This is a genomic window from Amycolatopsis sp. NBC_00355 (assembly GCF_036104975.1).
In the GTDB taxonomy this organism is placed as follows: domain Bacteria; phylum Actinomycetota; class Actinomycetes; order Mycobacteriales; family Pseudonocardiaceae; genus Amycolatopsis.
The window spans coordinates 4,106,794-4,129,691 of sequence record NZ_CP107982.1 but is presented as its reverse complement, the minus strand read 5'-3'; the positions used below and the strand labels follow the sequence as shown (position 1 = coordinate 4,129,691).

The 22,898-nt window shown below is 71.9% G+C and carries 25 protein-coding genes and 1 riboswitch; of the genes, 15 read left to right on the top strand and 10 right to left on the bottom strand.

Features of this window, described 5'->3' with window-relative positions; translation table 11 throughout:
* The first annotated feature begins 14 nt into the window (after nucleotides 1–14).
* The 6 genes from rsfS (at nucleotide 15) to OHS18_RS18145 (ending at nucleotide 5,858) form a co-directional block, all read left to right on the top strand.
* Nucleotides 15–410: a ribosome silencing factor gene (rsfS, locus tag OHS18_RS18170; RefSeq protein ID WP_247055190.1), complete on the top strand. Its 396-nt coding sequence runs from the start codon at nucleotides 15–17 to the stop codon at nucleotides 408–410.
* Entirely contained in the window at nucleotides 407–1,021 is a 615-nt protein-coding gene (locus OHS18_RS18165; RefSeq protein ID WP_247055188.1) for a histidine phosphatase family protein, read from the top strand. Before rsfS ends, OHS18_RS18165 begins: the two co-directional genes overlap by 4 nt.
* Before the next feature lie 3 nt (nucleotides 1,022–1,024).
* Nucleotides 1,025–1,753 (top strand): diglucosylglycerate octanoyltransferase, encoded by a 729-nt coding sequence (gene octT, locus OHS18_RS18160; protein ID WP_328617838.1) that lies wholly within the window; start codon nucleotides 1,025–1,027, stop codon nucleotides 1,751–1,753.
* A gap of 4 nt (nucleotides 1,754–1,757) precedes the next feature.
* Nucleotides 1,758–2,621, top strand: coding sequence for a DegV family protein (locus OHS18_RS18155; RefSeq protein WP_328451048.1), 864 nt, complete (start codon nucleotides 1,758–1,760; stop codon nucleotides 2,619–2,621).
* A gap of 142 nt (nucleotides 2,622–2,763) precedes the next feature.
* Nucleotides 2,764–3,480, top strand: coding sequence for a ComEA family DNA-binding protein (locus OHS18_RS18150; protein WP_328617837.1), 717 nt, complete (start codon nucleotides 2,764–2,766; stop codon nucleotides 3,478–3,480).
* Nucleotides 3,477–5,858 (top strand): ComEC/Rec2 family competence protein, encoded by a 2,382-nt coding sequence (locus OHS18_RS18145; protein ID WP_328617836.1) that lies wholly within the window; start codon nucleotides 3,477–3,479, stop codon nucleotides 5,856–5,858. Before OHS18_RS18150 ends, OHS18_RS18145 begins: the two co-directional genes overlap by 4 nt.
* Nucleotides 5,859–5,927: 69 nt before the next feature.
* Here the strand turns inward: OHS18_RS18145 and thrC are convergent, their stop codons facing one another.
* A complete protein-coding gene (gene thrC / locus OHS18_RS18140; RefSeq protein WP_328451054.1) occupies nucleotides 5,928–7,193 on the bottom strand; it encodes a threonine synthase in 1,266 nt (421 codons plus the stop codon).
* Nucleotides 7,194–7,205: 12 nt separating this feature from the next.
* A riboswitch (SAM riboswitch) is annotated at nucleotides 7,206–7,339 on the bottom strand.
* Nucleotides 7,340–7,475: 136 nt separating this feature from the next.
* Between thrC and holA the strand changes: the two genes are divergently transcribed.
* The gene (gene holA, locus OHS18_RS18135; protein WP_328451056.1) at nucleotides 7,476–8,456 is read left to right on the top strand and encodes a DNA polymerase III subunit delta; all 981 of its coding nucleotides are present in this window, start codon (nucleotides 7,476–7,478) and stop codon (nucleotides 8,454–8,456) included.
* 51 nt (nucleotides 8,457–8,507) lie between these two features.
* Here holA and rpsT read toward each other — a convergent pair whose 3' ends face one another.
* On the bottom strand, nucleotides 8,508–8,768 hold the full coding sequence (rpsT, locus tag OHS18_RS18130; protein WP_328451058.1) for a 30S ribosomal protein S20: 261 nt from the start codon (nucleotides 8,766–8,768) through the stop codon (nucleotides 8,508–8,510).
* A 364-nt stretch (nucleotides 8,769–9,132) separates the two neighbouring features.
* On the opposite strand from rpsT, the gene OHS18_RS18125 reads away from it, so the two are divergent.
* Both OHS18_RS18125 and OHS18_RS18120 read left to right on the top strand, forming a co-directional pair.
* Nucleotides 9,133–10,014 (top strand): DMT family transporter, encoded by an 882-nt coding sequence (locus OHS18_RS18125; protein ID WP_328451060.1) that lies wholly within the window; start codon nucleotides 9,133–9,135, stop codon nucleotides 10,012–10,014.
* A gap of 23 nt (nucleotides 10,015–10,037) precedes the next feature.
* The gene (locus OHS18_RS18120; protein ID WP_328451062.1) at nucleotides 10,038–10,412 is read left to right on the top strand and encodes a VOC family protein; all 375 of its coding nucleotides are present in this window, start codon (nucleotides 10,038–10,040) and stop codon (nucleotides 10,410–10,412) included.
* Here OHS18_RS18120 and OHS18_RS18115 read toward each other — a convergent pair.
* A complete protein-coding gene (locus OHS18_RS18115) occupies nucleotides 10,409–11,029 on the bottom strand; it encodes a class I SAM-dependent methyltransferase (RefSeq protein ID WP_328617835.1) in 621 nt (206 codons plus the stop codon). The two genes, OHS18_RS18120 and OHS18_RS18115, sit on opposite strands and share 4 nt — an antisense overlap.
* 115 nt (nucleotides 11,030–11,144) lie before the next feature.
* Between OHS18_RS18115 and lepA the strand changes: the two genes are divergently transcribed.
* Together lepA and OHS18_RS18105 are read left to right on the top strand one after the other, a co-directional pair.
* Nucleotides 11,145–12,995 (top strand): translation elongation factor 4, encoded by a 1,851-nt coding sequence (gene lepA, locus OHS18_RS18110; protein ID WP_328451066.1) that lies wholly within the window; start codon nucleotides 11,145–11,147, stop codon nucleotides 12,993–12,995.
* Nucleotides 12,996–13,127: 132 nt separating this feature from the next.
* Entirely contained in the window at nucleotides 13,128–13,697 is a 570-nt protein-coding gene (locus tag OHS18_RS18105) for a Uma2 family endonuclease (protein ID WP_328458845.1), read from the top strand.
* Here the strand turns inward: OHS18_RS18105 and OHS18_RS18100 are convergent.
* Genes OHS18_RS18100 through OHS18_RS18090 form a run of 3 tightly spaced genes read right to left on the bottom strand, consistent with a single transcriptional unit; the run spans nucleotide 13,677 to nucleotide 15,274 of the window.
* Entirely contained in the window at nucleotides 13,677–14,198 is a 522-nt protein-coding gene (locus OHS18_RS18100) for a PH domain-containing protein (protein ID WP_328617834.1), read from the bottom strand. The two genes, OHS18_RS18105 and OHS18_RS18100, sit on opposite strands and share 21 nt — an antisense overlap.
* 20 nt (nucleotides 14,199–14,218) lie before the next feature.
* Complete coding sequence (locus OHS18_RS18095; protein WP_328451070.1) at nucleotides 14,219–14,800, bottom strand: hypothetical protein; 582 nt, start codon at nucleotides 14,798–14,800, stop codon at nucleotides 14,219–14,221.
* A gap of 27 nt (nucleotides 14,801–14,827) precedes the next feature.
* On the bottom strand, nucleotides 14,828–15,274 hold the full coding sequence (locus OHS18_RS18090) for a pyridoxamine 5'-phosphate oxidase (RefSeq protein ID WP_328451072.1): 447 nt from the start codon (nucleotides 15,272–15,274) through the stop codon (nucleotides 14,828–14,830).
* Between the two features lie 95 nt (nucleotides 15,275–15,369).
* Here OHS18_RS18090 and OHS18_RS18085 point away from each other — a divergent pair, with 95 nt between their 5' ends.
* On the top strand, nucleotides 15,370–15,915 hold the full coding sequence (locus OHS18_RS18085) for a hypothetical protein (RefSeq protein ID WP_328617833.1): 546 nt from the start codon (nucleotides 15,370–15,372) through the stop codon (nucleotides 15,913–15,915).
* A 189-nt stretch (nucleotides 15,916–16,104) separates the two neighbouring features.
* Here OHS18_RS18085 and OHS18_RS18080 read toward each other — a convergent pair whose 3' ends face one another.
* Nucleotides 16,105–16,356, bottom strand: a complete 252-nt coding sequence (locus OHS18_RS18080) for a hypothetical protein (protein WP_328617832.1) — start codon at nucleotides 16,354–16,356, stop codon at nucleotides 16,105–16,107.
* On the bottom strand, nucleotides 16,332–18,107 hold the full coding sequence (locus OHS18_RS18075; protein ID WP_328617831.1) for a family 20 glycosylhydrolase: 1,776 nt from the start codon (nucleotides 18,105–18,107) through the stop codon (nucleotides 16,332–16,334). Before OHS18_RS18075 ends, OHS18_RS18080 begins: the two co-directional genes overlap by 25 nt.
* Nucleotides 18,108–18,212: 105 nt before the next feature.
* Between OHS18_RS18075 and OHS18_RS18070 the strand changes: the two genes are divergently transcribed.
* Genes OHS18_RS18070 through OHS18_RS18060 form a run of 3 tightly spaced genes read left to right on the top strand, consistent with a single transcriptional unit; the run spans nucleotide 18,213 to nucleotide 20,209 of the window.
* Entirely contained in the window at nucleotides 18,213–18,722 is a 510-nt protein-coding gene (locus OHS18_RS18070) for a MarR family winged helix-turn-helix transcriptional regulator (protein ID WP_328617830.1), read from the top strand.
* Nucleotides 18,723–18,782: 60 nt separating this feature from the next.
* Complete coding sequence (locus OHS18_RS18065) at nucleotides 18,783–19,139, top strand: nuclear transport factor 2 family protein (RefSeq protein ID WP_328617829.1); 357 nt, start codon at nucleotides 18,783–18,785, stop codon at nucleotides 19,137–19,139.
* A gap of 20 nt (nucleotides 19,140–19,159) precedes the next feature.
* Complete coding sequence (locus OHS18_RS18060) at nucleotides 19,160–20,209, top strand: nitronate monooxygenase (protein ID WP_328617828.1); 1,050 nt, start codon at nucleotides 19,160–19,162, stop codon at nucleotides 20,207–20,209.
* On the opposite strand, the gene OHS18_RS18055 is transcribed toward OHS18_RS18060, so the two are convergent.
* On the bottom strand, nucleotides 20,206–21,666 hold the full coding sequence (locus OHS18_RS18055; RefSeq protein WP_328617827.1) for an amino acid permease: 1,461 nt from the start codon (nucleotides 21,664–21,666) through the stop codon (nucleotides 20,206–20,208). The two genes, OHS18_RS18060 and OHS18_RS18055, sit on opposite strands and share 4 nt — an antisense overlap.
* A gap of 87 nt (nucleotides 21,667–21,753) precedes the next feature.
* Nucleotides 21,754–22,800, bottom strand: coding sequence for an alpha/beta fold hydrolase (locus OHS18_RS18050; RefSeq protein ID WP_328451088.1), 1,047 nt, complete (start codon nucleotides 22,798–22,800; stop codon nucleotides 21,754–21,756).
* Nucleotides 22,801–22,898 lie beyond the last annotated feature (98 nt).

Genomic DNA, 22,898 nt, shown 5'->3' with positions numbered 1-22,898 from the left:
GGAAAAGGAGCACCGTGACAGCCACGTCCGAGGCACGAGAGCTGGCCGTAGCGGCCGCACACGCGGCGGCGGACAAGAAGGCCAGCGACGTCGTCGTGCTGGACGTGTCCGAGCAGCTCGTCATCACCGACGCCTTCGTCATCGCCTCCGCGCCCAACGAGCGCCTGGTCGGCGCCATCGTCGACAACGTCGAGGAGCAGCTGCGGGTGGCCGGGCACAAGCCGGTCCGCCGCGAAGGCGCCCGCGAGGGCCGCTGGGTCCTGCTCGACTACGTCGACGTCGTCGTGCACGTCCAGCACGTCGAAGAACGCAGCTTCTACGGCCTCGAACGGCTGTGGAAGGACTGCCCGCGGATCGAGGTGGCCGGTCTCGAGGAGCCGCCCGCCGATGAGGACGCGGACGCCCGGTGAGCCCGCGGCGGCTGGTGCTCTGGCGCCACGGCGAGACGGACTACAACGCCGCCGGGCGGATGCAGGGTCACCTGGACTCGGCGCTGACCCCGGTCGGCTGGAACCAGGCTCGCTTCGCCGTCCCCGCGCTGGCCCGGTTTTCGCCGGACCTCGTGATCGCGTCCGACCTGCGCCGCGCGACCGACACGGCGACCGTGCTCACCGACGCCATCGGCGTCCCGCTGCGCATCGACAAGCGCCTGCGCGAGACGCACCTGGGCGAGTGGCAGGGGAAGACCGGCGCCGAAGTCGACGCCGAGTACCCCGGTGAACGCGCCCGCTGGCGCACCGACGCGACCTGGGCGCCGCCGGGCGGCGAGAACCGGCTCGACGTCGCCGAGCGCGCCGGCGAGGTCGTGTCCGACCTGCAGCAGGCCAACTCCGACGTGGGCGACACGGTGCTGCTCGCCGCGCACGGCGGGCTGATCATCGCGCTCACGGCCGGGCTGCTGAAGCTGCCGGTCGAGATCTGGCCCTCCCTCGGCGGGATCGCCAACTGCCACTGGGTCGAGCTCGGCCTGCGCGACGGCAAGTGGCGGCTGCACGCCTACAACGCGGGGATGACCGGCTAGCCGATGGGGCCACGCCTGGTGGTGTTCGGCGATTCGCTGAGCTTTCACGGCCCCGAGGGGCCCTGCGCCGCGGACGAGCCGCGACTCTGGCCGAACATCGCGGCGGCCGCCCTCGGCGGCACCGCCGACCTGGTCGCCGGGATCGGCTGGACCGCCCGCGACGTCTGGTGGTCGCTGACCGGCGATCCGCGGGTCTGGGCCGATCTGCACCACGTTGACGCCGTCGTGCTGGCGATCGGGAGCATGGACACGCTGCCTTCGCCGTTGCCGACCTACTTGCGCGGCGGGCTGAAGTACCTGCGGCCCGATCCGGTGCGGCGGGTGGTGCGCAAGGCTTATCTCGCCGCGCAGCCGCGGTTGTCGGTCGCGTTCCGCGGCCGGCCGCGGGTGCTGCCGGTGAAGCTCACCGTGCAGTACCTCGACACCGCCGTGGAAGCCTTGCGCGTCCTGCGCCCCGAGCTGCCGATCTTCGGGATGCTGCCGTCGGTGCACCGGGCCGCGGCCTACGGCGGCGTGCACACCGCGCGGCCGGCTGCCGAGGCCGCGATGAGGGCCTGGGGCGAGCGCGCCGGCGTACCGTTGCTGGACCTGAAAGAGGTCGTCGGCGAGCACGTGCTCAGCGGCGCGGGCAACCCGGACGGCATGCACTGGGGCTGGGCGGGACACGCCGCCGTGGGCGAGGCGATGTCCGTGTTGCTGGCACCGGTGGTGGCCCCCGGCCACGTAGGCTGACGGCGTGTCGGTCGCCGTAGTCACGGATTCCACTGCCCACCTGCCGGAGGGGTTCGCCGAACGGCACGAGGTCCGGGTGGTGCCGCTGCACGTCCTGGTCGACGGCGTGGTTTCCCTCGACGGCGTGGAAACCGGCCCGGCGGCGGTGGCCGAGGCGATGAGCCAGCGCAAGATCGTCACGACGTCCCGGCCGACCCCGGCCGAGTTCGCGAAGGAGTTCCGCGCGGCGCTCGCCGACGGCGCTGACGCGGTCGTCTCCATCCACCTTTCCCGCGAACTGTCGGGCACCTGGGAAGCGGCGGTGCTGGCGGCGCAGGAGGTCGGGCCGGACCGGGTGCGCGTCGTCGATTCGCGCACGACCGCGATGGGCCTCGGGTTCGCCGCGCTGCACGCCGCGGACGCCGCCGCGGCCGGAGCGGATCCGAAGGCGGTCGAGGCCGCGGCGATGACCGCGGCCAAGTGCTCGTCGACGTTGTTCGTCGTGGAAACCCTGGAGTACCTGCGCCGCGGCGGCCGGATCGGCCCGGCGGCGGCGCTGCTCGGGACGGCGCTGGCGGTGAAGCCCGTGCTGCACATGTCCGACGGCCGGATCCTGCCGCTGGAGAAGGTCCGCACGATGAACCGGGCGATCGCGCGGCTGGTCGAGCTGGCGGCCCGGGCCGCGGACGACGACGACGTCGAGCTGGCCGTCCACCACCTCGCGTCGCCCGAGCGGGCGGTCGAGCTGGCGAACCGGCTGGAGGAGGCCGTGCCGCGGTCGGCGGGCTGCGTGGTCTCCGAGCTGGGTGCGGTGATCGGCGCGCACACCGGCCCTGGCGTGCTGGGCGTGGTCGTGCAGCGCACCGTGCCGGCCCGGCCGGACGCCTGACCCTCCAGCATCTCATCCGGGTACGACGAAAACGGCCGTTCCCGGACCGGTCCGGCGTGATCCGTCCACAACACCCCGGTTGTCCACAGGTCGCGACGGCACCCCTGTCGGACGCCTCCCCGCGGGCCCTAACGTCGATCGTGTGTTCGAGCAGCCCGCCCGGGATCCGGGCCTCCCCGTCAACGACCGGCTCGCCTGGCTGGCCGACCAGCTCTCGCCCGACGCGAGCACGGTCGGGCCCGGTGGCCGGCTGGTCCGGCGCTGGCTCCCGGGCGGAGCGACCGGCGCGGGCCGGCGCCGCTGGGCGTTCGCCGGTGTCTTCGTGGCGGTCGTGGTGCTCGTCCTCGGCTCGGTCGCGCTGCTGGGCGGCCGTCCGGCGCCCGAGCCGCCACCACCGCTGCCCAGCGCGAAACCGGTGGGCGAAGCTCCGGCCGCGCCCAAGGCCGGTCTCGTCGTCAGCGTGGTCGGCCGCGTCCGGTCGCCCGGCCTGGTCACCGTGCCCCAGGGATCCCGGGTCGCCGACGTGCTGCGCGCCGCCGGGGGAGCCGACCCCGGCGCGGACCTCACGGCCGTGAACCTCGCCCGCAAGGTGACCGACGGCGAACAGCTCGCGGTCGGGATCCCGGCGCCCGCCGCGCCGCCCGGCGCCCCCGAAGGCGGCGGCGGGAAGGTCGATCTCAACGCGGCGTCCACGGACCAGCTGGACACCCTGCCCGGCGTCGGCGAGGTGATGGCCAAGCGGATCGTCCAGTGGCGCACCGAACACGGTGGCTTCACGAAAGTCGAGCAGTTGCGCGACGTCGACGGCATCGGCGAAAGCAAGTTCGAAAAGCTGCGCGAGCAGGTGACGGTCGGATGAGCGCCCTTCCCGCGACCGACACCCGGCAGGACCTGCGCCTGGTCCCGGCGGCGCTCGCGTGCTGGCTCGCCGCCCTGGCCGGGCTGCTCTTCGGCTGGTGGACGGCGGTCGCCGTCGGTCTCACCGCGGCCGTGCTGGCCGGGGTACTGCTCTGGCGGGCCCGCAGCCGGTCGCGCGGGCTGGGCGCGGCGGCGGCGTTGCTGGTGCTCGGCCTGGTCGCCGCGGGTCCGATCGCCTGGCGGATCCACGACGCGGAGCGAGACGGCCTGCACGCGGCCGCGGCCCAGGGCCTGCCCGCGAAGCTCGAGGTCGTCGTCGCGGAGCGGCCGAGGCCGGTGCGGAGCGCGGGGTACGCCGATCGGCAGGCGGGCGCCCGGTCCGTGGTGCTGACGGCCGACGTGCGCACGGCGTCCGTCGACGGGCAGCCGGTCGTCTCGTCCGGGCGGGTCCTGCTGCTCGCGCCGGTCACGGAGTGGGCGGGAATGGTACCGGGCCAGGAAGTTCTGGTGGCGGGCCTGCTGATGCCACCGCGTGGCTCGGATCTGACCGTGGCGGTGCTGTCCGTGCGTGGCCCGCCGGGCGAGGCGGGTCCGGCGCCGTGGTGGCAGGAGGCCGCGGCCGGGCTGCGGTCCGGCCTGCACGACCTGAGCCGGACCTTGCCGGAGGAACCCGCGGGGCTGCTGCCGGGGCTGGTCCTGGGCGACACGAGCGCGTTGTCACCTCGGGTCGAGCAGGAGTTCGTCACGGCGGGCCTGGCTCACCTGACCGCGGTCAGCGGGGGAAACCTTGCCGTCGCCTGCGGTGCGGTCCTGCTCCTGCTGCGGGTGCTCCGGCTGGGCCCGCGGTTGTCGGCCGTGGCGGCGGGCCTGTGCCTGGCCGGGTTCCTGGTCCTGGTGGGCCCGGAACCGAGCGTGCTGCGCGCCGGGGTCATGGCGGCGGTCGCGTTGCTGGCCTTGGCGCTGGGACGGCGAGGTTCGGCGCTGCCCGCGCTGGCCTTCGCGGTGTGCCTGCTGGTCGTGGCGGATCCGGCGATGGCCACGGACTTCGGGTTCGCGCTGTCGGTCTTCGCCACCGCGGGGCTGGTTCTGCTGGCTCCGCGCTGGGCCGGCGTGCTGGTCCGCCGCGGCGTCCCGCCGGGCTTCGCCGAAGGGCTGGCGATCCCGCTCGCCGCCTTCGTGGTGACGGCGCCGGTGCTCGCCGGGATGGCGGGCACGGTGAGCCTGGTGTCGGTGCTGACCAACGTGCTCGCCGCGCCCGTCGTCGCCCCGGCGACGGTGCTCGGGGTGCTGGCGACGGTCGCCGCGCCGTGGTGGCCGGGTGCCGGGACGTTCCTGGTGCGCCTGGCCGGCCCGGAGGCCGAGTGGCTGATCTTCGTGGCGCGGCACGGCGCGCGGGCCCCGGGCGCGGTCGTGGCCTGGCCGGCCGGCTGGGCGGGCGCGCTGCTCGCGGCGGCCGTGCTCGCGGTGCTCGTGTTCGCGGTGCGGTACCGGCGGGTCCGGCTGCTGCTGGCGGTGCTGATCGTCGGCGCGCTGCTGGTGTTCGTACCGGTGCGGGTGCTCGCGCCGGCGTGGCCTCCGCGGAACTGGGCGATGGTCGAATGCGACGTCGGCCAGGGCGACGCGGTCGTGCTGGCGACGGCCGAGCCGGGGCGGGCCGTGGTGGTGGACACCGGGCCCGAGCCGGGGCCGGTCGACGAGTGCCTGCACCGGCTCTCGGTCGACCGGATCCCGTTGCTGGTGCTGAGCCACCTGCACGCCGACCACATCGGCGGGCTCGCGTCGGTCTTCGACGGCCGGTCGGTCGGTGGCATCGCCGTCGGGCCGGGGCGGACGCCGGAGTGGGCGTGGCGGCAGGTCGCCGAGGAAGCGTTGAGCCGCCACGTGCCGCTGGTGGAACTGAGCCCGGGAGAGCGGGTCGACCTGCCCGGGCTGGCGCTTGAGGTGCTCGGGCCGACCTACGTGCCGGAACGCCCGGCCGGTCGGCAGGACGGCACGACGATCAACAACAGCTCGGTCGTCCTGCGGGCCGAGACGGCGGCCGGGCGTGTGCTGCTGACCGGCGACGTCGAACTGGCGGCCCAGGCGGACCTCCTGGCCGACGTCGGAGATCTGAAAGCGGAGGTGCTCAAGGTGCCCCACCACGGTTCGCGGTACTCGCTGCCGGCGTTCCTCGCCGCGGTGGCCCCGCGGGCGGCGCTCATCAGCGTCGGCGCGGGCAACACCTACGGCCATCCCAGCAAGTCCACAGTGGACACGCTGACGGCGCTCGGCGCCCTGGTGACCCGGACCGACACCGACGGTGACACGGCCGTCGTCCCGGACCCGTCAGGGCCTGCGATAGCCCGGCGGGGTGAGCCACGAGGGCCGCCTAGCCGCTGACCTGGGTCCGTTGCCCGGCAACGCGTTCCCACCGGGGGCAAGCCTGGGCTCGCCCCCGGCGGGGAGACGTCAGTAGCCGAGGGCCTGGTTCACGGCCGCGGCCGACGCCGGCACGGTGGCCTTGGGGCCCACGTGGTTCTCGATGGCGTCGAGGGTCTTGAGGCCGTCGCCGGTGATGAGGAGCACCGTCTCGGCGTCCGGGTCCAGCTTGCCGGTCTCGACGAGCTTCTTCGCCGTGGCGACGGTGACCCCGCCGGCCGTCTCGGTGAAGATGCCCTCGGTGCGGGCCAGCAGCCGGATGCCTTCGACGACCTCTTCGTCGGTGACGTCCTCGATCGAGCCGCCGGTGCGGTTGACGATGTCGAGCACGTACGGGCCGTCGGCCGGGTTGCCGATCGCCAGCGAGCGGGCGATGGTGTCCGGCTTCACCGGCTGGACGACGTCGTGGCCGGCGCGGAACGCGGCCGAGACCGGCGAGCAGCCGGTGGCCTGGGCGCCGAACACCTTGTACGGGCTGGCGTCCACCAGGCCGAGCTGGCCCAGCTCGCGGAAACCCTTGTCCACCTTGGTGAGCTGCGAACCGGAGGCGATCGGCACGACGATCTGCGGCGGGATCCGCCAGCCGAGCTGCTCGGCGACCTCGAAGGCGAGCGTCTTCGAACCCTCGGAGTAGTACGGGCGGACGTTGACGTTCACGAAGGCCCAGCTCGGGTGCTCACCGGCCAGTTCGGTGGCGAGGCGGTTGACGTCGTCGTAGTTGCCGTCGACGGCGATCAGGTCGCCGTCGTAGACCGCGGTGGTGAGGATCTTGGCGCGTTCGAGGGACTGGGGGATCAGGACGACCGACTTCCAGCCCGCGCGGGCCGCCGCGGCGGCGACGGCGTTGGCCAGGTTGCCGGTCGAGGGACAGGCGAGCACGTCGAAGCCGAACTCGCGGGCCGCGGCCAGCGCGACGGCGACGACGCGGTCCTTGAACGAGTGCGTCGGGTTGCCGGTGTCGTCCTTGACCCACACGCGCTTGAGGCCGAGTTCCTTGGCCAGGCGGTCGGCGCGGATCAGCCGCGTCGCGCCGGGCTCGGTGTTCGGGATCTCTTCGACGTTGGACGGAACCGGGAGGAGCTTCTTGTAGCGCCAGATGTTCTTGGGGCCGGCCTCGATGTCTTCGCGGCGGACGCGGCCGAAGTCGTAGGCGACCTCGAGCGGCGAGAAGTCTTCGGCGGAGACGAACTCGGGGGCGAGCGGCTGCCGGTGGCCCTCTTCCTTCGACACCAGTTCGACGGCCGGTCCGAGATCCGGGGTCTTGGTGGTGGAGGTCGTGCCGAGGGTTGCGGTCATCGCGAGGTTCCTTCCTCATCTGCCCCGCCGAAGCGGGCCGGAATTGGCACCGTGGTCGTCAGCTATCCCGCGATCGCGGGATGACAGGCTGTACGCCGGTTGCCGGGGCTTCGTCGGGCCGTTCCCTCTGCCCCTCTGGATGAGCGGTATTCAGTTGTCGGTGCGCGCCAAAGAGCGCGCCGCCTCGAGGACACCGTACGACATGGTGCTCGAGGCGTGCCATGGTGCCCGCTCGACATCACCGGAGCGGGCGCACCGGGAAGCAAGTGAGAGGATTCCCGGGTGACCGCGCAAGCCACCGCCCCGGCCCCGCTCCACCTGGTCCTGGGTGAAGAAGAACTGCTGATCGAGCGGGCCGTCCGCGAGACGCTGGCCGCGTCCCGCGCGATCGACGCGACGGCGGAGCTGACGCGGGCCCGGGTGTCCGATCTCACAGCGCCCGAGCTGGCCGAACTCGTCAGCCCGTCGCTGTTCAGCGAGGGCCGGGTGATCGTCCTCGAGTCGGCGCAGGACATCTCGCAGGAGCTGGCCGACGCCGTGGCTTCGTACCTGAAAGACCCGGCGGACGGCATCGTGCTCGTCGTCGTGCACACCGGCGGTGGGCGCAGCAAGGCGGGCAAGACGCTCCCGGCGGTGCTGAAGAAGGCCGGCGCCGAGGTGACGGAGTGCCCGAAGCTGACCAAGCCCGCCGAGCGGGAGCAGTTCGTGCGCCACGAGGTGCGCCGGGCGGGTGGCAAGATCGACCCGGCCGGGGTCGCGGCCCTCATCGACGCCGTGGGCTCCGACCTGCGGGAACTCTCCTCGGCGGCGATGCAGCTCGTGGCGGACGCCGGCGGGGTCGTCGACGCCGACGCGGTCCACCGCTACCACCGCGGCCGCGCCGACGTCACCGGGTTCGCGGTGGCGGAGAAGGCCGTGAGCGGCGACCGCGCGGCGGCCCTGGAGTCGCTGCGCTGGGCGATGCAGCTCGGCGTCCCGCACGTCCTGGTCGCCGACGCGCTGGCGGACGCGGTCCGCACGATCGCCCGCGTCTCCGGCGCGGGCCGCGGCAACCCGAACCAGCTGGCCGGGGAGCTGGGCATGCCGCCGTGGAAGGTCCGCAAGGCCCAAGGCCAGTCCCGCGGCTGGAACCAGGACGGCCTGGCCACCGCGATGCGGGTGGTCGCGCGGCTGAACGCCGAGGTCAAGGGCGTCGCGGCGGACCCGAACTACGCGCTGGAACGCGCGGTCCTGCAGGTGGCGGCGGCCAAGGGCGACCGCTGATCATGAAGAAAGCCCCGGCCGGGGCCGGGGCTTCTCCAGAGATCAGGCAGCTCAGAGCGAGTTGACGCGCTTCGCGAGCGCCGACTTCTTGTTGGCGGCCTGGTTGGCGTGGATGACGCCCTTCGAGACGGCCTTGTCCAGCTTCTGGGCGGCGTCGCGCTGCATCTCGACGGCCTTGGCCTTGTCACCGGAGTCAGCGGCTTCGCGGACCTTGCGGATCGCGGTCTTCACCGAGGACCGGATCGCCTGGTTGCGCTGACGCGCCTTCTCGTTCGTGGTGATGCGCTTGATCTGCGACTTGATGTTGGCCATGAGGCGCTCCTGCTTTCACTCGGTGAGCTTCGCCGCCGCGCTCGTGTGGCCCCGCGAAAAGCGGGTTTCCTCCATGACGGAATGCCGCACGGCAACGAGCCACGACTTTAACAGCCCAGCTCCGGCCGCCCGCGACCGCGTCCTGCGAGGCCCGGATCACCGGGAGTACGGTGGACGGCGGTAGTGCCTAGGGTTCCGTCACCGGTCCGCCCGCAGTTCGAGTCACCCCAGCGAGACAACCAGGAACCGGTGGGTCTGGTCCGAGCGGCACCATCGGCGGGTCCGGAAGGCCCGCCGTTCATCTGACGGGGCAAAAGCCTGGAGGACCCGGTTTTCGCGCGCGCGAAAACCCCTAAGGGGTCCTGTGAACACCACCGCTCTGTCCCTCGTCCTCGTCGCGGCCGTCGTGCACGCCGCGTGGAACCTGGCCGCCAAGCGGATCGAATCCGGCGGCACCCAGTTCGTCTGGCTCTACTACACGGTTTCCGCCGTCGCCCTGCTGCCGGTGACGGTCGTGCTGCTCGTCGTCGAGCCGCAACGTCCACAGTGGAGCTGGCTGCTGGCCGCGGCGGGCACGTCGGTGCTGCACGTCGGGTACGGCATCGTGCTGCAGCGCGGCTACCGCGTCGGCGACCTGTCCGTCGTCTACCCCGTCGCGCGGGGCACCGGGCCGCTGCTGTCGGTGCTGGCCGCCGTCCTGGTGCTCGGCGAACGGCCCGGCTGGCTCGGCCTGCTCGGCGCGTTCCTGGTGATCACCGGGGTGCTGGTGATCAGCACCGGCCGCCGCGGTGGCGCCGCGCACGACCCGGCCGCCGCGAAGGCACGCCGCGCCGGGATCTTCTACGGCGTGCTGACCGGCCTGACGATCGCCGGTTACACCCTGTGGGACGCGCACTCGGTGACCGGCATCGGCATGCCGCCGGTCGTGTACCTCGGCCTCGGCACGCTCATCCAGAGCGCCTTGCTCCTGCCCAGCGCGCGGGCCGGCCGCGCCGAGGTGACGCGGCTCTGGCGTGACCAGCGCCGCGAGGTGCTGATCGTCGGGCTGCTGTCGCCGATCGCCTACATCCTCGTGCTGTTCGCCCTGACGATGGCGCCGGTCAGCCTGGTGGCGCCCGCCCGGGAGCTGAGCATCGTGCTGGGCGGCCTCGCCGCGTGGCTGGTGCTGGGCGAGCGGGACGCCGTGCGGCGGCTGGCCGGGTCGGTGATCGTGCTGTCCGGCATCGCCGCGATTGCGGCGGCCTGAGGACCTCCGGTAGGGATGGTCGGATGGAAGTCCTGAAGAGCCGGCTGCTGATCCGCCCGCGGGACGTCGAGGCGACGACCGCGTTCTACCGCGACACCCTCGGCCTGGCCGTGGAGCGTGAGTTCCCCGGCGGCACGGTGTTCTTCCTGGGCCACGGCTCCGTGGAGGTGTCCGGCTCGGGCGAGACGGGCGCGTCGCCCGATCTGGTGCTCTGGCTGCAGGTGCGCGACCTGGCCGGCGAGCTGGCCGGGCTCAGGGCGAAGGGCCTGACGCCGGTGCGGGACGCCCAGCGTGAGCCCTGGGGCCTGGACGAGGCCTGGATCGCCGATCCCGACGGCACGCGCATCGTCCTGGTCGAGGTGCCGGAGGGGCACCCGATCCGCACGGACACCCGCTAGGCGGGTTTGACGGCCCGCAGCTGCGCGGCGAGCGCGGTGAAGCCGGGTGGTTCCCAGGTCCACGTCTGCAGGTCGGCGAAGCCCGCTTCGGCGGCTTCGTCGGCCAGGACGTGCCTGCTCACGGGCAGCCACTTCTCGTGCGCGGACAGCAGCAGTCGGCCACCCGGGCGCAGGACCCGGAACAGCTCGGCGAAGCCGGCCGCGCGGTCGTCCCAGAGCATGACGTTGTTCACGGTCAGGACGACGTCCACGGACTCGCCGGGCTCGCCGGTGTGCGCCGCCGACCCCTCCCGGAGTTCGGCCTGGTCACCGCAGCGCTCGTGGCACAGGGCCAGCATCTCGGGGGAGGGGTCGACGCCGATCGCGCGCCCGGCCAGCCGGGCGGCGGCGTGCAGGCCGACGCCGGGGCCGGGCCCGACGACCAGGACGGTCTCGTCCGGCTCGAGCTTCGCCAGGTCGACGACGCGGTGTTCGGTGGCGGAGTTGCCCCGGGCCATGAGCCGGCCGCCGAGGCGGCCGAGCACGCCCGAAGGGTGACCGAAGGCACGGTCGAGGACACGGCCGAAACCGTCCGGATCCGGCTGGGGAGGTGGTGCCGGCTGGTGCGAAGTGCTCATACTTCGAGGGCACCACGGTTCACGTGGGCTCGCATCGGGGATGACCCCCACCCGCACCCGGAGCGCCATGGGAGCATGGACGTGGCCATCCCCGACTTTCCGAGGACTCATTCGAGTGACAGCGCGCAACAAGTTCGCCGACACCACCTTCACGCCTCCGGAGCTCATCCGGAACTTCTGCATCATCGCGCACATCGACCACGGCAAGTCCACCCTGGCCGATCGCATGCTGCAGCTCACCGGCGTCGTGGAAGAGCGGGCCATGCGCGCGCAGTACCTCGACCGGATGGACATCGAGCGCGAGCGCGGGATCACCATCAAGGCCCAGAACGTCCGGCTGCCCTGGCAGGTCGACGGTCAGGACCACGTCCTGCACATGATCGACACCCCGGGCCACGTCGACTTCACCTACGAGGTCTCCCGGGCCCTGGAGGCCTGTGAAGGCGCGGTCCTGCTGGTCGACGCCGCGCAGGGGATCGAGGCCCAGACCCTGGCCAACCTGTACCTCGCGCTGGAGAACAACCTCCAGATCATCCCGGTGCTCAACAAGATCGACCTGCCCTCGGCCGACCCGGACAAGTACGCGGGTGAGCTGGCCCACATCATCGGCTGCGAGCCCGACGACGTGCTGCGGGTCTCGGCCAAGACCGGCATGGGTGTCGGCGCGCTGCTCGACGAGGTCGTGAAGATGGTCCCGGCGCCGCAGGGCGACGCGGACGCGCCGGCCCGCGCGATGATCTTCGACTCGGTGTACGACACCTACCGCGGCGTCGTCACCTACATCCGGGTGGTCGACGGCAAGATCACCCCGCGTGAGCGCATCAAGATGATGTCCACCGGCGCCACCCACGAGCTGCTGGAAGTCGGCATCATCTCGCCGGAGCCGAAGGCCAGCAAGGGGCTCGGCGTCGGCGAGGTCGGCTACCTGATCACCGGCGTGAAGGACGTCCGCCAGTCCAAGGTCGGCGACACCGTGACGTCCGAACGGCACGGCGCCAAGGACGCGCTGGCCGGGTACCGCGAGCCGAAGCCGATGGTCTACTCCGGGCTCTACCCGGTGGACGGCTCCGACTACCCCGAGCTGCGCGAGGCCCTCGACAAGCTCCAGCTGAACGACGCCGCGCTCGACTACGAGCCGGAGACGTCGGTGGCGCTGGGCTTCGGCTTCCGCTGCGGCTTCCTCGGCCTGCTGCACCTGGAGATCACGCGGGACCGTCTCGAGCGCGAGTTCGGCCTCGACCTGATCTCCACGGCGCCGAACGTCGTCTACGACGTGGTGCTGGACGACGGCAAGGAAATCCACGTCACCAACCCGTCGGACTGGCCGACCGGCAGCAAGATCGACAAGGTGCTCGAGCCGCTCAGCAAGGTCAGCATCCTGGCGCCGTCGGAGTTCATCGGCACGATCATGGAGCTGTGCCAGAACAAGCGCGGCCAGCTGCTCGGCATGGACTACCTGTCCGAGGACCGGGTCGAGCTGCGGTACAACCTGCCGCTGGGCGAGATCATCTTCGACTTCTTCGACACGCTGAAGTCGCGTACGCGCGGTTACGCGTCGCTGGACTACGAAGAGGCCGGCACGCAGGCGGCGGACCTGGTCAAGGTGGACATCCTGCTGCAGGGCGAAGGTGTGGACGCGTTCTCCGCGATCGTGCACAAGGACGACGCCTACGCCTACGGCAACCGGATGGTGAACCGGCTGCGCGAGCTGATTCCGCGGCAGAACTTCGAGGTGCCCATCCAGGCGGCCATCGGTGCCCGGATCATCGCGCGCGAAACGATCCGCGCGATCCGCAAGGACGTTCTGGCGAAGTGCTACGGCGGTGACATCTCGCGTAAGCGCAAGCTGCTGGAAAAGCAGAAGGAAGGCAAGAAGCGGATGAAGACCGTCGGCCGGGTCGAGGTCCCGCAAGAGGCTTTCGTCGCCGCACTGTCCACTGAGGACTCCGGCAAGAACAAGAAGTAACTGTTCCGCTGATGTGACGCCGGCGCCTGTATTCACGCTTCCGTGTGAATGCAGGCGCCGAACCCGTGTTCGACGCCGTTTCTGTCGGTGCCCTCTGGTGTGCTCTGGTGCGAAGAGCGAAAGGAGAGCACCATGACGGTCATGGCAGACATCGAGCATCCCGCCGATTCGGGCCCCCTGACGGTGCAGGACCTCGAGGGGATGCCGGACAATGGACGACGTTGCGAACTCATCGACGGGGTGCTTGTCGTGACGCCCGCACCGGGGAGACGGCACCAGGCGATCGTCGTGAGACTGTGGAGGGTCCTCGAAGTCGAATGCCCGCCTCAGTTCGACGTACTCGTCGCGCCGTTCGCGGTTCACTCGGGCGACAAGATCGAGCTGCAGCCTGACGTACTGGTCGGCCGGGACGAAGACTTCACCGAGAAGGATCTCCCGGCGCCGCCGGTGCTGGCGGTCGAGGTGTTGTCGCCGAGTACTGCGATCCACGATCTCAACACCAAGAAAGCGATCTACGAGCGGCTTGGCACGCACAGCTACTGGGTGATCGACCCGGCCGAGCCCGCCTTGACGGTGTTCGAGCTGGACGTGGACGGGAACTACCAGCAGGTGGCCAAGGCCGCGGGTGACGAGGTCTTCGAAGCCGAGCGGCCGTTCCCGGTGCGGATCGTGCCGCGGGAGCTACTGGGCCGGCTCGGCTGAGCCCGGCTGCTCCTGGGCCTGGCGCACCGCGTCGCGCAGCTCTTCGACCACGCCGGTGAACTCGGTGGGCCCGAGCTTGAGCCAGCGCCGGGTGCTCACCCGCTCGCCTTGCGGCGGGTGGTCGTAGCGCACCACCTGGGTCTGGATCCGCTCGTCGGCGGCGGTGACGATCCAGAGCGCGGTGTAGGAGGTGTCGGCGCCGAGGTGCTGCGCGGGCGCGGTCGTGACGTCGGCGACTGCGGACCACGGCAGCTCACGGACGGCGAAGAACTGCCGGAGGCGGAGTCCGTTCGGACCGGCCTGGATCCCCGAGAGAGCACTCAACGCCATCACCACGCCGGCGACGGCGATGAAGACGAGGAGAAAAATGGCCTGAGGTACGTGTCCGAGGGAGAGCGACACCCCGATCAGGGCGAGTCCGATGGCGCCGAGCACGACGGCGTTGCGCTTCGCGAGATGCCGGTGCGCCTCGGGAGGTGAGATGCGCTGCCATTCGCTCATGGCGGAAGTATGCCCGAGCGTCAACGGCGCCGGGGGCGGGGTTCGCCGCGGGTGTCGGCGTGCAGCCGGCGGTGGCCCAGTTCGCGGCGCAGGCGCTCGATCACGGCGTCGAACAGGGCCGGATCGAGGATCGCGGTCTGGTCGAACTGCCGTCTTCGGGCCGGCGCGGGTTCGAGACGTTTGCGCGGCGCGAAGCACTGCACCGAGCTCTCGACGCCTTCGCCGGTGACCAGGTCGAGCCAGATGGCGTCGCGCAGGTAGCCGTCGCCGAAGCGGGCCGAGCGGCGGGCGGTGACGTCGGCGATCTCGGCCCACAGCACGAGCCGGGTGCTCATCGTGCCCGCGGGCAGGCGGATGCCCTCGTCGCCGAGGGTGAGGTCGCGCAGGCCGTCGAACCCGCGCTTGAGCACGCGGGCGCGCGAGGCCCGGTAGACCAGCACGGCGACGAGTACGGACGCCGCGTAGGCGCCGGCGATCAGCCAGACGGAGAGGCCGCGCACCAGCCCCAGGGCGAGGGCCGCGCCGAAGCCCGCGTCGATGACGGCGAGCAGGCCGATGAGGACCTTCGCCGGGGTGGTGACGCGGGGCGGGGACTCGGACAACGGGACGACTCCTGGGGCCGGACGGGCTCAGCGGTTGCCGATTATCCGGTCCGCCGTCACGAACACGGCAACCCGCCGCTCTTCGGCCATCACACGGTCGTACTCGGCCCAGTCGTCGTGGGTCCCGGTGGCGGCGATGAAGACGTCGCGAAGCAGCTTCGGCAACCCGGCGGCGTCGAAGGCCGGGTCGGGGTCGTCCGGCCCGATCAGGTGGGTGGCGCCGGTGACAGAGTGCCAGTTCCAGCCGCGCCGGAACGTCACGGTGGCGTGCCCGGCCAGCCGCAGCAGCGCGAGCTTGTGCGCCCGGCCGAGGGCGACGAAGGCGACGCCCGGCGCCCCGGTCACCGGGTCCTCGAACACCCCGGCGTTGACGACGGAGGAGTGGACGGTGCCGTCGGCGCGCGTCGTGGAGATGGTGGCGAGGCCGTTTTCCTGCAGCGACAGGGTGCGAACCTGCTCGAGATCAGCGCTCATGCCTCAAGCTAACCCGGTTGCCGCGCCGGGTGTTCCGGTTTCACGGGGTGGAGTGCGGCCTTGACTGTCCGCAGCGGCGGGGGAAACCTCGTCCCATGCGGCTCGGTATCGCGCACCACTTCGGGTGGGCCGTGGCAGTGACGGCGTCGGCCGACCACCGGGTCGTGGACCGCCGGCGGATCGAGCTGGTCGAGCCCGGCGTGGCGGCGGCCCCGATCCACCACGACGGCAAGCACCTCGACGACACCGCCGCGGCCGACCTGGTGGCGAAGGTACGCGCATCGGCGGCCCGGGCGGCATCGGCCGAGCTGGACCGGCTCGCCGCCGCACTGCCCGAACCGATCGTGTCGATGTCGCTCAGGGCGTGGCCGCCCGATTTCCCCGAGGACATCGAGGTCCGGCGCCGCGTGCCGTACGAGGCCCGCGCCGACTCGGTCATGTACCGCCAGGTCCTGGCCGAACTCGCCCACGCCCGCGGCTGGGACGTGCACCTCTACGAGGCCAAGGACGTCGAGCGCCAGGCAGCCGCGGTCCTGGGGTCGCGAGCCGACGAAGTGCTCGACAGCCCGCGGGCGACACTCGGCCCACCGTGGACCAAGGACCACCGAATGGCCTTGGCCGCGACGATCATGGCCGGCTGAAGCAGGCCCTCACCCGGCCGCACAACCCGGCCGGGTCCCGTGCGGCGCGCCCGGCCGGTCGACGTCCGGCCGGCCGGTCCCGGCCGGCGTGCCGCGGAGCCGGCCGAAGACGTGCTGGTGGACGTGCGCCCGCGACGAAGGTGTGCACGGACTCCGGATCGAACTGGCGCGCAGTGAAGGCGCCGCCACTCAGACCGCCCGCGCGATCGCCTCGTCTTCGGCGAGCTCATCGAGGCCCGCGACGTGCCGCCGAGGCTCGACGAAGAGACAGCCGAGCAGATCGGGCTCGGCCCGATGGGTGACGGCAACCTGGACGTCGGACCGGACCTCCGGACTCGCGAGCGGCTCGCCACCCGGTGCTTGGCACAGATCGGGCAGGGCCCGGCCGGCACCGCAGACCGGCGGCCGCGTCCGGGTCAGCAGGGGCCGTTGTCCGTCCACACTCCCCACTGGCCGGTGGTTCCCGGCTCTTCGCCCTGCGTCCACCACTTCGCCGTCCACTTGTGGCCGTTGTGGGACACCACGGTGCTGCCCGTATACACCTGCGACGCGCTCCACGCCGGGTCCGTGCAGGTGCCCGGGGTCGTCGTACCGCCCGTGTCCCACGCGACCTGCGATGAGCGGTAGAAATTGATCGACTGGGCCACCCAGCGGGGCGCCTGGGCGCCCAGGCGGGTGCGGAACGCCGTCCAGTCGTGGGTCGCCCACGGGGACCAGCCCAGCTCCGCGTGGGCCGCCAAGCGGGGGAAGGCGAGGTAGTCGATGTCCGCCGAGGTGACCACCGTTTCCGCCCACAGCGGGGATTCCACGCCGCGGACCGCGGACTCGCCCACGCCCGACAGGTAGGCGCCCGGGTTCCAGTTGTAGGCGTCCTGGACCTCGATGTAGCCCGCCCATGACAGGCCGATCGGGGTTGCGCTGTTGTACTTCATGTCCAGGTACGCCTTGTTCGCCGGCGACAGGATCACCTTGCTGCCACGGGAAACCGCCGCCGACACCCCCGCGTCCGACGTGGACGTCCCCCAGAACTGCGGGGAAGCCGACGCGGGCAGCGTCGCCTTCGCGATGTCGTGCCAGCCGATCGCGGACTTGCCCGTGGCCACCACCAGGGGGAGGACCTTGTTCACGAACGTCAGGTAGTCCGCCGCCGACGTCGACGAGGCTTCGTCGCCGCCGATGTGCAGGTACGGGCCCGGGGTCAGGGCCGCCAGCTCGCGCAGGACGTCCGCGATGAACGTGTACGTGATGTCCTTCGAGATGCACAGCGAGCTGTAGCCGACCGCCGTGTCCGTCCGCAGCGCCGGCGCGACGCCGTTGCAGTTCAGCTCCGCGTACGACGCCTGCGCCGCGTTCACGTGCCCCGGCATGTCGATCTCCGGGATGACCGTGATGTGCCGCGAAAGCGCGTAGTTCACGATGTCCGTGTACTGCGCCTTCGTGTAGTAGCCGCCCGCGCCGCCGCCGACCTGGGTGCTGCCGCCGTACGTCGTCAGGCGCGGCCAGCTGTCGATCTGGATGCGCCAGCCCTGGTCGTCGGCCAGGTGCAGGTGCAGGTTGTTGATCTTGTACTGGGCCAGCTGGTCGAGGTAGCGCTTGACCGTCGCCACCGGGTGGAAGTGCCGGGCGACGTCGAGCATCGCGCCGCGGTAGCCGAACCGCGGGTAGTCCACGATCGTCGCGCCCGGCACGCTCCACGGCCCTGGCTGCGCCGACGGGCTTTCGATGCTCCCGGGCAGCATCTGCCGCAACGTCTGGACGCCCGCGAAGAGACCGTCCGCCGTCTGCGCCCGCACGGTGACCGACGACGCGGTCGACACGAGCTGGTAGCCCTGTGCTCCGACCGAGGACGGCGCGCCGCTCAGCAGCAGCGTGATGCTGTCGGCCGGCACGGACGCCGGGGCGTCGGACACCGGCAGCGCGTAGCCGGTCGACGGCCGCAGCACGCCGGCGAGGTAGGTGCCGACGTCCCTGGCCGGCGCCGATCCGGCTTCGGTGACGATCTTCGTCGTCGAGACCAGGGGAAAGCTGACCCCGGCCGCCGGGGTCACCGACACCGGCACCGGGACGATCGACTGCAACGCGGGCGTGGCCGCCGACGCGGCCGGGGTGAGCTGGGCGGCCGTCGCGCCGGGGCCGACCAAGGCCAGTACGGCGAGCGCGCGGCCGAGGCGCCGTGTGCGGGGTGTCTTCACCGGTCCTCCTGGCGGGAAGGGCGCGGCATCGCCGTCGCGCCTGCCCGGATCGTCGCATTTCTGCCGACGGTGGTCTAGACCAGATAGGGTGGTTAAGCTCGCGCCGTGCCGCGGGACTTCGAACCGGGATCGCCGTTCGCGCTGCTTTCCGGCGGCGAGACGGCCGTCTGGTACGCCTACATGAAGGTGCACCTCCGCCTCGAGTACGAGCTGAACCGGCAGCTGCGCGCCGACAGCGGCATCTCGCTCGCCGACTACCACGTGCTGGTCGCCCTGACGAGCGAGCCCGGCGGCCGGATGCGGATCACCGACCTCGCGATCCGCATCGGCTGGGAGCGCAGCCGGCTTTCGCACCACCTGAAGCGGATGCGCGAGCGCGGCCTGGTGGAGACGGCCGCCCGCCCCGAGGACCGCCGGGCCGTCGACGTGGTGCTGTCCGCGGCCGGCTGGGAAGCACTGCGCCAGGCCGCGCCGGACCACGTCGAGTTCGTGCGCAAGGCTTTCCTGGACGCGCTCGAGCCCGGTGAGATGGCGCGGCTGGCGACCTCGCTCGAGCGGGTCTACGACGCTCTCGTCGAGCACGGCAGCCTGCCGCGGCCGAACGACCACCCCTGATCCAGATGCGTGATGTTTCACGTAATGTGGTGCTCGATCCGCTCGAGAAAAGGGTGTGCGATGGCGACGGTGGCCGAGCTGATGGAAGCCAACCTGCTCCAGGTCTTCAACGAACGGGATGACGAGCGACGTGCGAAGGCGATCGCCGCGACTTACGCGACCGACGTCGCGTTCGCCGATCCCGAAGGGGTGGCGACCGGGCACGGCGAACTGGACGCCAAGGCCAAGGGCCTGCTGGACCGGTCGCCGGGGTTCGTGTTCTCCGCGGCCGGGCCGGTGCTGGTCAACGCCGACCTGGGCCACCTGGCCTGGGCTTTCGGCCCGGAAGGCGCGCAGCCGGTCGCGCGGGGGATCGACGTCGCCCTCGTCGAGGACGGGCGCATCAAGAAGCTCTACACCATGCTCCTGCCGGACTGAGCCGGATTAGGCTCGGAGACATGTTCGACGAGCTGACGTTCCCGGTGATCGCCGCGCCGATGGCCGGCGGCCCGACCACCCCGGAGCTGGTCGCCGCGGTGTCCGAGGCCGGGGCCTTCGGGTTCCTGGCCGCCGGCATGCTCACGCCCGCGGCTCTGGCGGCGCAGATCGACCGGACCGCCGAGCTGACCGCCCGGCCGTTCGGCGTCAACCTCTTCGTGCCGCAGCCGGACACCGGCGCCGATCTCACGGCCTACCGCGAGCGGCTGCTCGCCGTCGCCCGCGAATACGACGTCGAGCTGGGCGAAGCGAAGTGGGACGACGACGCGTATCCAGCGAAGCTGGACGTCGTGCTCGAGAAGCGCGTCCCGGTGGTGTCGTTCACCTTCGGGTCGCCTTCGCCGTCGGACGTCGTCCGGCTGCACGAGGCCGGCAGCAAGGTGCTCGTCACCGTCACCACGCCGGAGGCCGCCGCGCGCGCGGCGGATCTCGGCGCCGACGCGCTGGTCCTGCAGGGGTTCGAGGCGGGCGGGCACCGCTCGCTGTTCACCGACGACGCCGACCTGCCCGGCGGCGGCGCCGAGTACGGCGCCCTCGCGCTGCTGCGGCTCGTCGCCGCCCGCGTGGACGTGCCGCTCGTCGCGGCCGGGGGCCTGGTGCACGGCGGTGACGTCGTGGCCGTGCTCGCCGCCGGCGCCGAAGCCGCCCAGCTGGGCACGGTCTTCCTGCGCGCGGACGAGGCGGGCACCTCCGAGGCGCACCGCAAGGCCCTGGTCGTCGCCGACCGCGAGACGGCGTTCACCCGCGCCTTCAGCGGCCGCCCCGCGCGCGGGCTGGTCAACCGGTTCATGGACGAGCTGTCCGCGGGCGCGCCCGCCGCGTACCCGCAGATCAACCGCATGGCCGGGCCGGTGCGCAAGGCGTCGGCGAAAGCCGGTGACCCGGAGGCGATCTCGCTGTGGGCCGGCCAGACCTACCCGCTCGCCTACGACGCTTCGGCCGCCGTGATCGTCGAACGGCTGAAGGTCGAGGCGCGCGAAGCCGCCGCACGCCTCGACCGGATCCGCTAGTCCGTCTTCTCCACCTCGGCATCGGAGCGGTTCAGCACTGAGTGCCGCTTGCTGTAGAGGAAGTAGATGACCATGCCGATCAGAAACCAGACGGCGAACCGCAGCCAGGTCGCCGGCTGCAGGAACGTGATCAGCCAGATCGAGAACACGATGCCGACCGCGGGCACCACCGGCATGCCCGGCGTCTTGAACGTGCGCTTGAGGTCCGGCCGCTTGTAGTGCAGCACGATCACCGCGACGCAGACGACGACGAACGCGAGCAGGATGCCGATGTTCGTCAGCTCGGCGGCCTCGCCGATCGGCAGCACCCCGGCGATGACCGCGGCCGCGCCGCCGAGGATCCAGGTCATCCGGCTGGGCACCTGGCGCACCGCGTGCGTCTTGCCGAACCACGGCGGCAGCAGCCCGTCGCGGCTCATCGAGTAGCCGACGCGGGTGGCGCCCATCAGGAACGTGAACAGCACGGTGAGGATGCCGACGATGGCGCCGATCGCGATGACCGTGGCCAGCCCGTTCAGGCCGACCGACTTGAACGCCGTCGAGAAGCCGCTCTTCGGGTCGATCTCGGTGTACTTCTGCATGCCGGTCAGCACCAGGCAGGCCAGTACGTAGAGCACCATCGAGATGCCCAGCGAGTAGAGGATCGCCTTCGGCATGTGCCGCTGCGCGTCCTTCGACTCCTCGGCCGCGGTGGACATGGCGTCGTAACCGAAGACGGCGAAGAACACCGTCGCGGCGCCGGTGACCGCGCCGCCGAAGCCGGCCGGGGCGAAGGGCGTGTAGTTGCCGGTCTTGATGTAGAAGAAACCGACCAGCACCACGACGATCACGATCAGGACCTTGATCCCGACCATCACCGTCTCGAACCGGGCGGCGCTGCGGATGCCGCGGTTGAGCAGGTACGCGATCAGCAGGCACAGCAGCGCGGCGAACAGGTCGACCTTGTGCCCGGGGCCGGTGCCGGGCGCGCCCAGCATCCACGCGGGGAGATCGAGCCCGAGCTGGCCGAGCAGGAAGCTGAAGTAGCCGGAGATGCCGATCGCCACCACCGCCACGATCGCGGTGTACTCCAGCAGCAGGTCCCAGCCGATGAACCAGCCGACGACCTCCCCGAGCACCGCGTAGCCGTAGGTGTAGGCCGAGCCGGCCTTCGGGATCAGGCCGGCGAACTCGGCGTAGGAGAACGCGGCCGCGGCGCTCGCGACGCCGGCGATGAGGAACGAGATCAGCACGGCCGGCCCGACGCCGGGGATGCCCGCCGCGTCGTCGCCGTGCGCGACACTGCCGGCGAGGGCGAAGATCCCGGCGCCGATGATGCCGCCGATGCCGATGGCCGTCAGCTGCCACAGGCCCAGGGTGCGTTTCAGGCCACCGGCTTCCGAAGTGTCGGGGATCTGGTCGATCGGCTTGCGCCGGAAGATGCCGGAGCTGCTGCCCAGGCCTCCTGGAGCGGACATCATCGTCTCCCGAACGTCGGTGAACGGCCCGGATCACGGACCCAGCGGGAACCTACCGGCAACCCCGCCGGGCTACAGCGCGAGCGTTCAGCCCGCCACGGTGTCCTCGCTCACGCCGTCGGCGGCCCTCGCCGCGGCGCGCTTCGCCTGGGTGGTCCGGACCGCGCTCGCGGCGAAGTAGGTGAGCAGCTCGGCGATCTCCGCCGGGTCGTCCAGCTGCGGGCAGTGGCCCCAGTCCTCGCGGACCAGCAGCCTGCTGTGCGGCACCAGCGTGTGCAGCTGACGTCCGGACGCGGCGGTGACGAGCTTGTCCTTGCCGCACGCGACGACCAGCAGCGGCACCGTGACGGAGTCGAGCCGGTAGGCGTCGGCCAGCTCGGCGACGAGCTGCCGGGCCTGTTCCAGACGGCTCTTGGTCGCGCGGTAGTCGGGGAAGAGCGCGGTGAAGCGCTGCACCTGGGCGATGTCGGCCGCGTGCGCGTCGGCGTAGAGGAACCGCGGGACGAGCTGCTCGGCCACCTTGCGGACCAGGAAACCCGGCACCGGGACCGGCAGCGACGAGTACAGCCGCAGCGGCAGCGGGTAGCGCGCCATCGTGCGGATCAGCCACGAGTCCACAAAGCCCGGTGCGGCGATCGAGACGACGCCCGAGAGCGGGAGCCGGCTGTTCTGGGCGGCACGCAGGCTCATGGTGCCGCCGAGGGAGTTCCCGGCCAGCACGACCGAGCCGAGCACGGCCTGCTCGCGGACGACGGCGGTGGTGAACGCGTCGAGCTGCGGCAGCATCGGCCCGGGCCGCAACGGCTGGGCGTCCCCGAACCCGGGGAGGTCGACGGCGATGGCCGGGACGCCGGCGGCGGCGAGCTGCTCCAGGGCGGGGCGCCAGGTGTCGGCGCTGTCGCAGTAACCGTGCAGGAGCACCAGCCTCGGCGCGGTCGGCCGGACGTGCGGCACCGCGGATCGTCGGCGCGAGCGGCGCGGGGCGGACTGTTCCGGGTCCTGGACGGGGTCACCGACCTCGAGGACGCGGGTGCGGACTCCGGCGTAGCGCCGGAAGGAGACCCGGACGGGATCCGGGTCGCTGCTGGGCCGGCCGCCCGGTACAGCCGGAGCGGGCCGCTTCGTCGCGGTCATGACTACAGATTAGCTGGCCACAGTGGAGTTCCGGTGGAACTTCGGTGCTAACGACCAGATCTCGATAAGAGTCCGTTGACAATTCACGAACTAGCCGG

Excerpts from the sequence above, each read along its gene's own strand:
- OHS18_RS18050 (WP_328451088.1), bottom strand. The coding sequence starts at position 22,800 with ATGACCGCGACGAAGCGGCCCGCTCCGGCTGTACCGGGCGGCCGGCCC.
- OHS18_RS18145 (WP_328617836.1), top strand. The coding sequence starts at position 3,477 with ATGAGCGCCCTTCCCGCGACCGACACCCGGCAGGACCTGCGCCTGGTC.
- OHS18_RS18115 (WP_328617835.1), bottom strand. The coding sequence starts at position 11,029 with ATGAGCACTTCGCACCAGCCGGCACCACCTCCCCAGCCGGATCCGGAC.
- OHS18_RS18065 (WP_328617829.1), top strand. The coding sequence starts at position 18,783 with ATGGCGACGGTGGCCGAGCTGATGGAAGCCAACCTGCTCCAGGTCTTC.
- thrC (WP_328451054.1), bottom strand. The coding sequence starts at position 7,193 with ATGACCGCAACCCTCGGCACGACCTCCACCACCAAGACCCCGGATCTC.
- octT (WP_328617838.1), top strand. The coding sequence starts at position 1,025 with ATGGGGCCACGCCTGGTGGTGTTCGGCGATTCGCTGAGCTTTCACGGC.
- OHS18_RS18120 (WP_328451062.1), top strand. The coding sequence starts at position 10,038 with ATGGAAGTCCTGAAGAGCCGGCTGCTGATCCGCCCGCGGGACGTCGAG.
- OHS18_RS18055 (WP_328617827.1), bottom strand. The coding sequence starts at position 21,666 with ATGTCCGCTCCAGGAGGCCTGGGCAGCAGCTCCGGCATCTTCCGGCGC.
- OHS18_RS18085 (WP_328617833.1), top strand. The coding sequence starts at position 15,370 with ATGCGGCTCGGTATCGCGCACCACTTCGGGTGGGCCGTGGCAGTGACG.
- OHS18_RS18105 (WP_328458845.1), top strand. The coding sequence starts at position 13,128 with ATGACGGTCATGGCAGACATCGAGCATCCCGCCGATTCGGGCCCCCTG.
- OHS18_RS18100 (WP_328617834.1), bottom strand. The coding sequence starts at position 14,198 with ATGAGCGAATGGCAGCGCATCTCACCTCCCGAGGCGCACCGGCATCTC.
- OHS18_RS18090 (WP_328451072.1), bottom strand. The coding sequence starts at position 15,274 with ATGAGCGCTGATCTCGAGCAGGTTCGCACCCTGTCGCTGCAGGAAAAC.
- rpsT (WP_328451058.1), bottom strand. The coding sequence starts at position 8,768 with ATGGCCAACATCAAGTCGCAGATCAAGCGCATCACCACGAACGAGAAG.
- OHS18_RS18060 (WP_328617828.1), top strand. The coding sequence starts at position 19,160 with ATGTTCGACGAGCTGACGTTCCCGGTGATCGCCGCGCCGATGGCCGGC.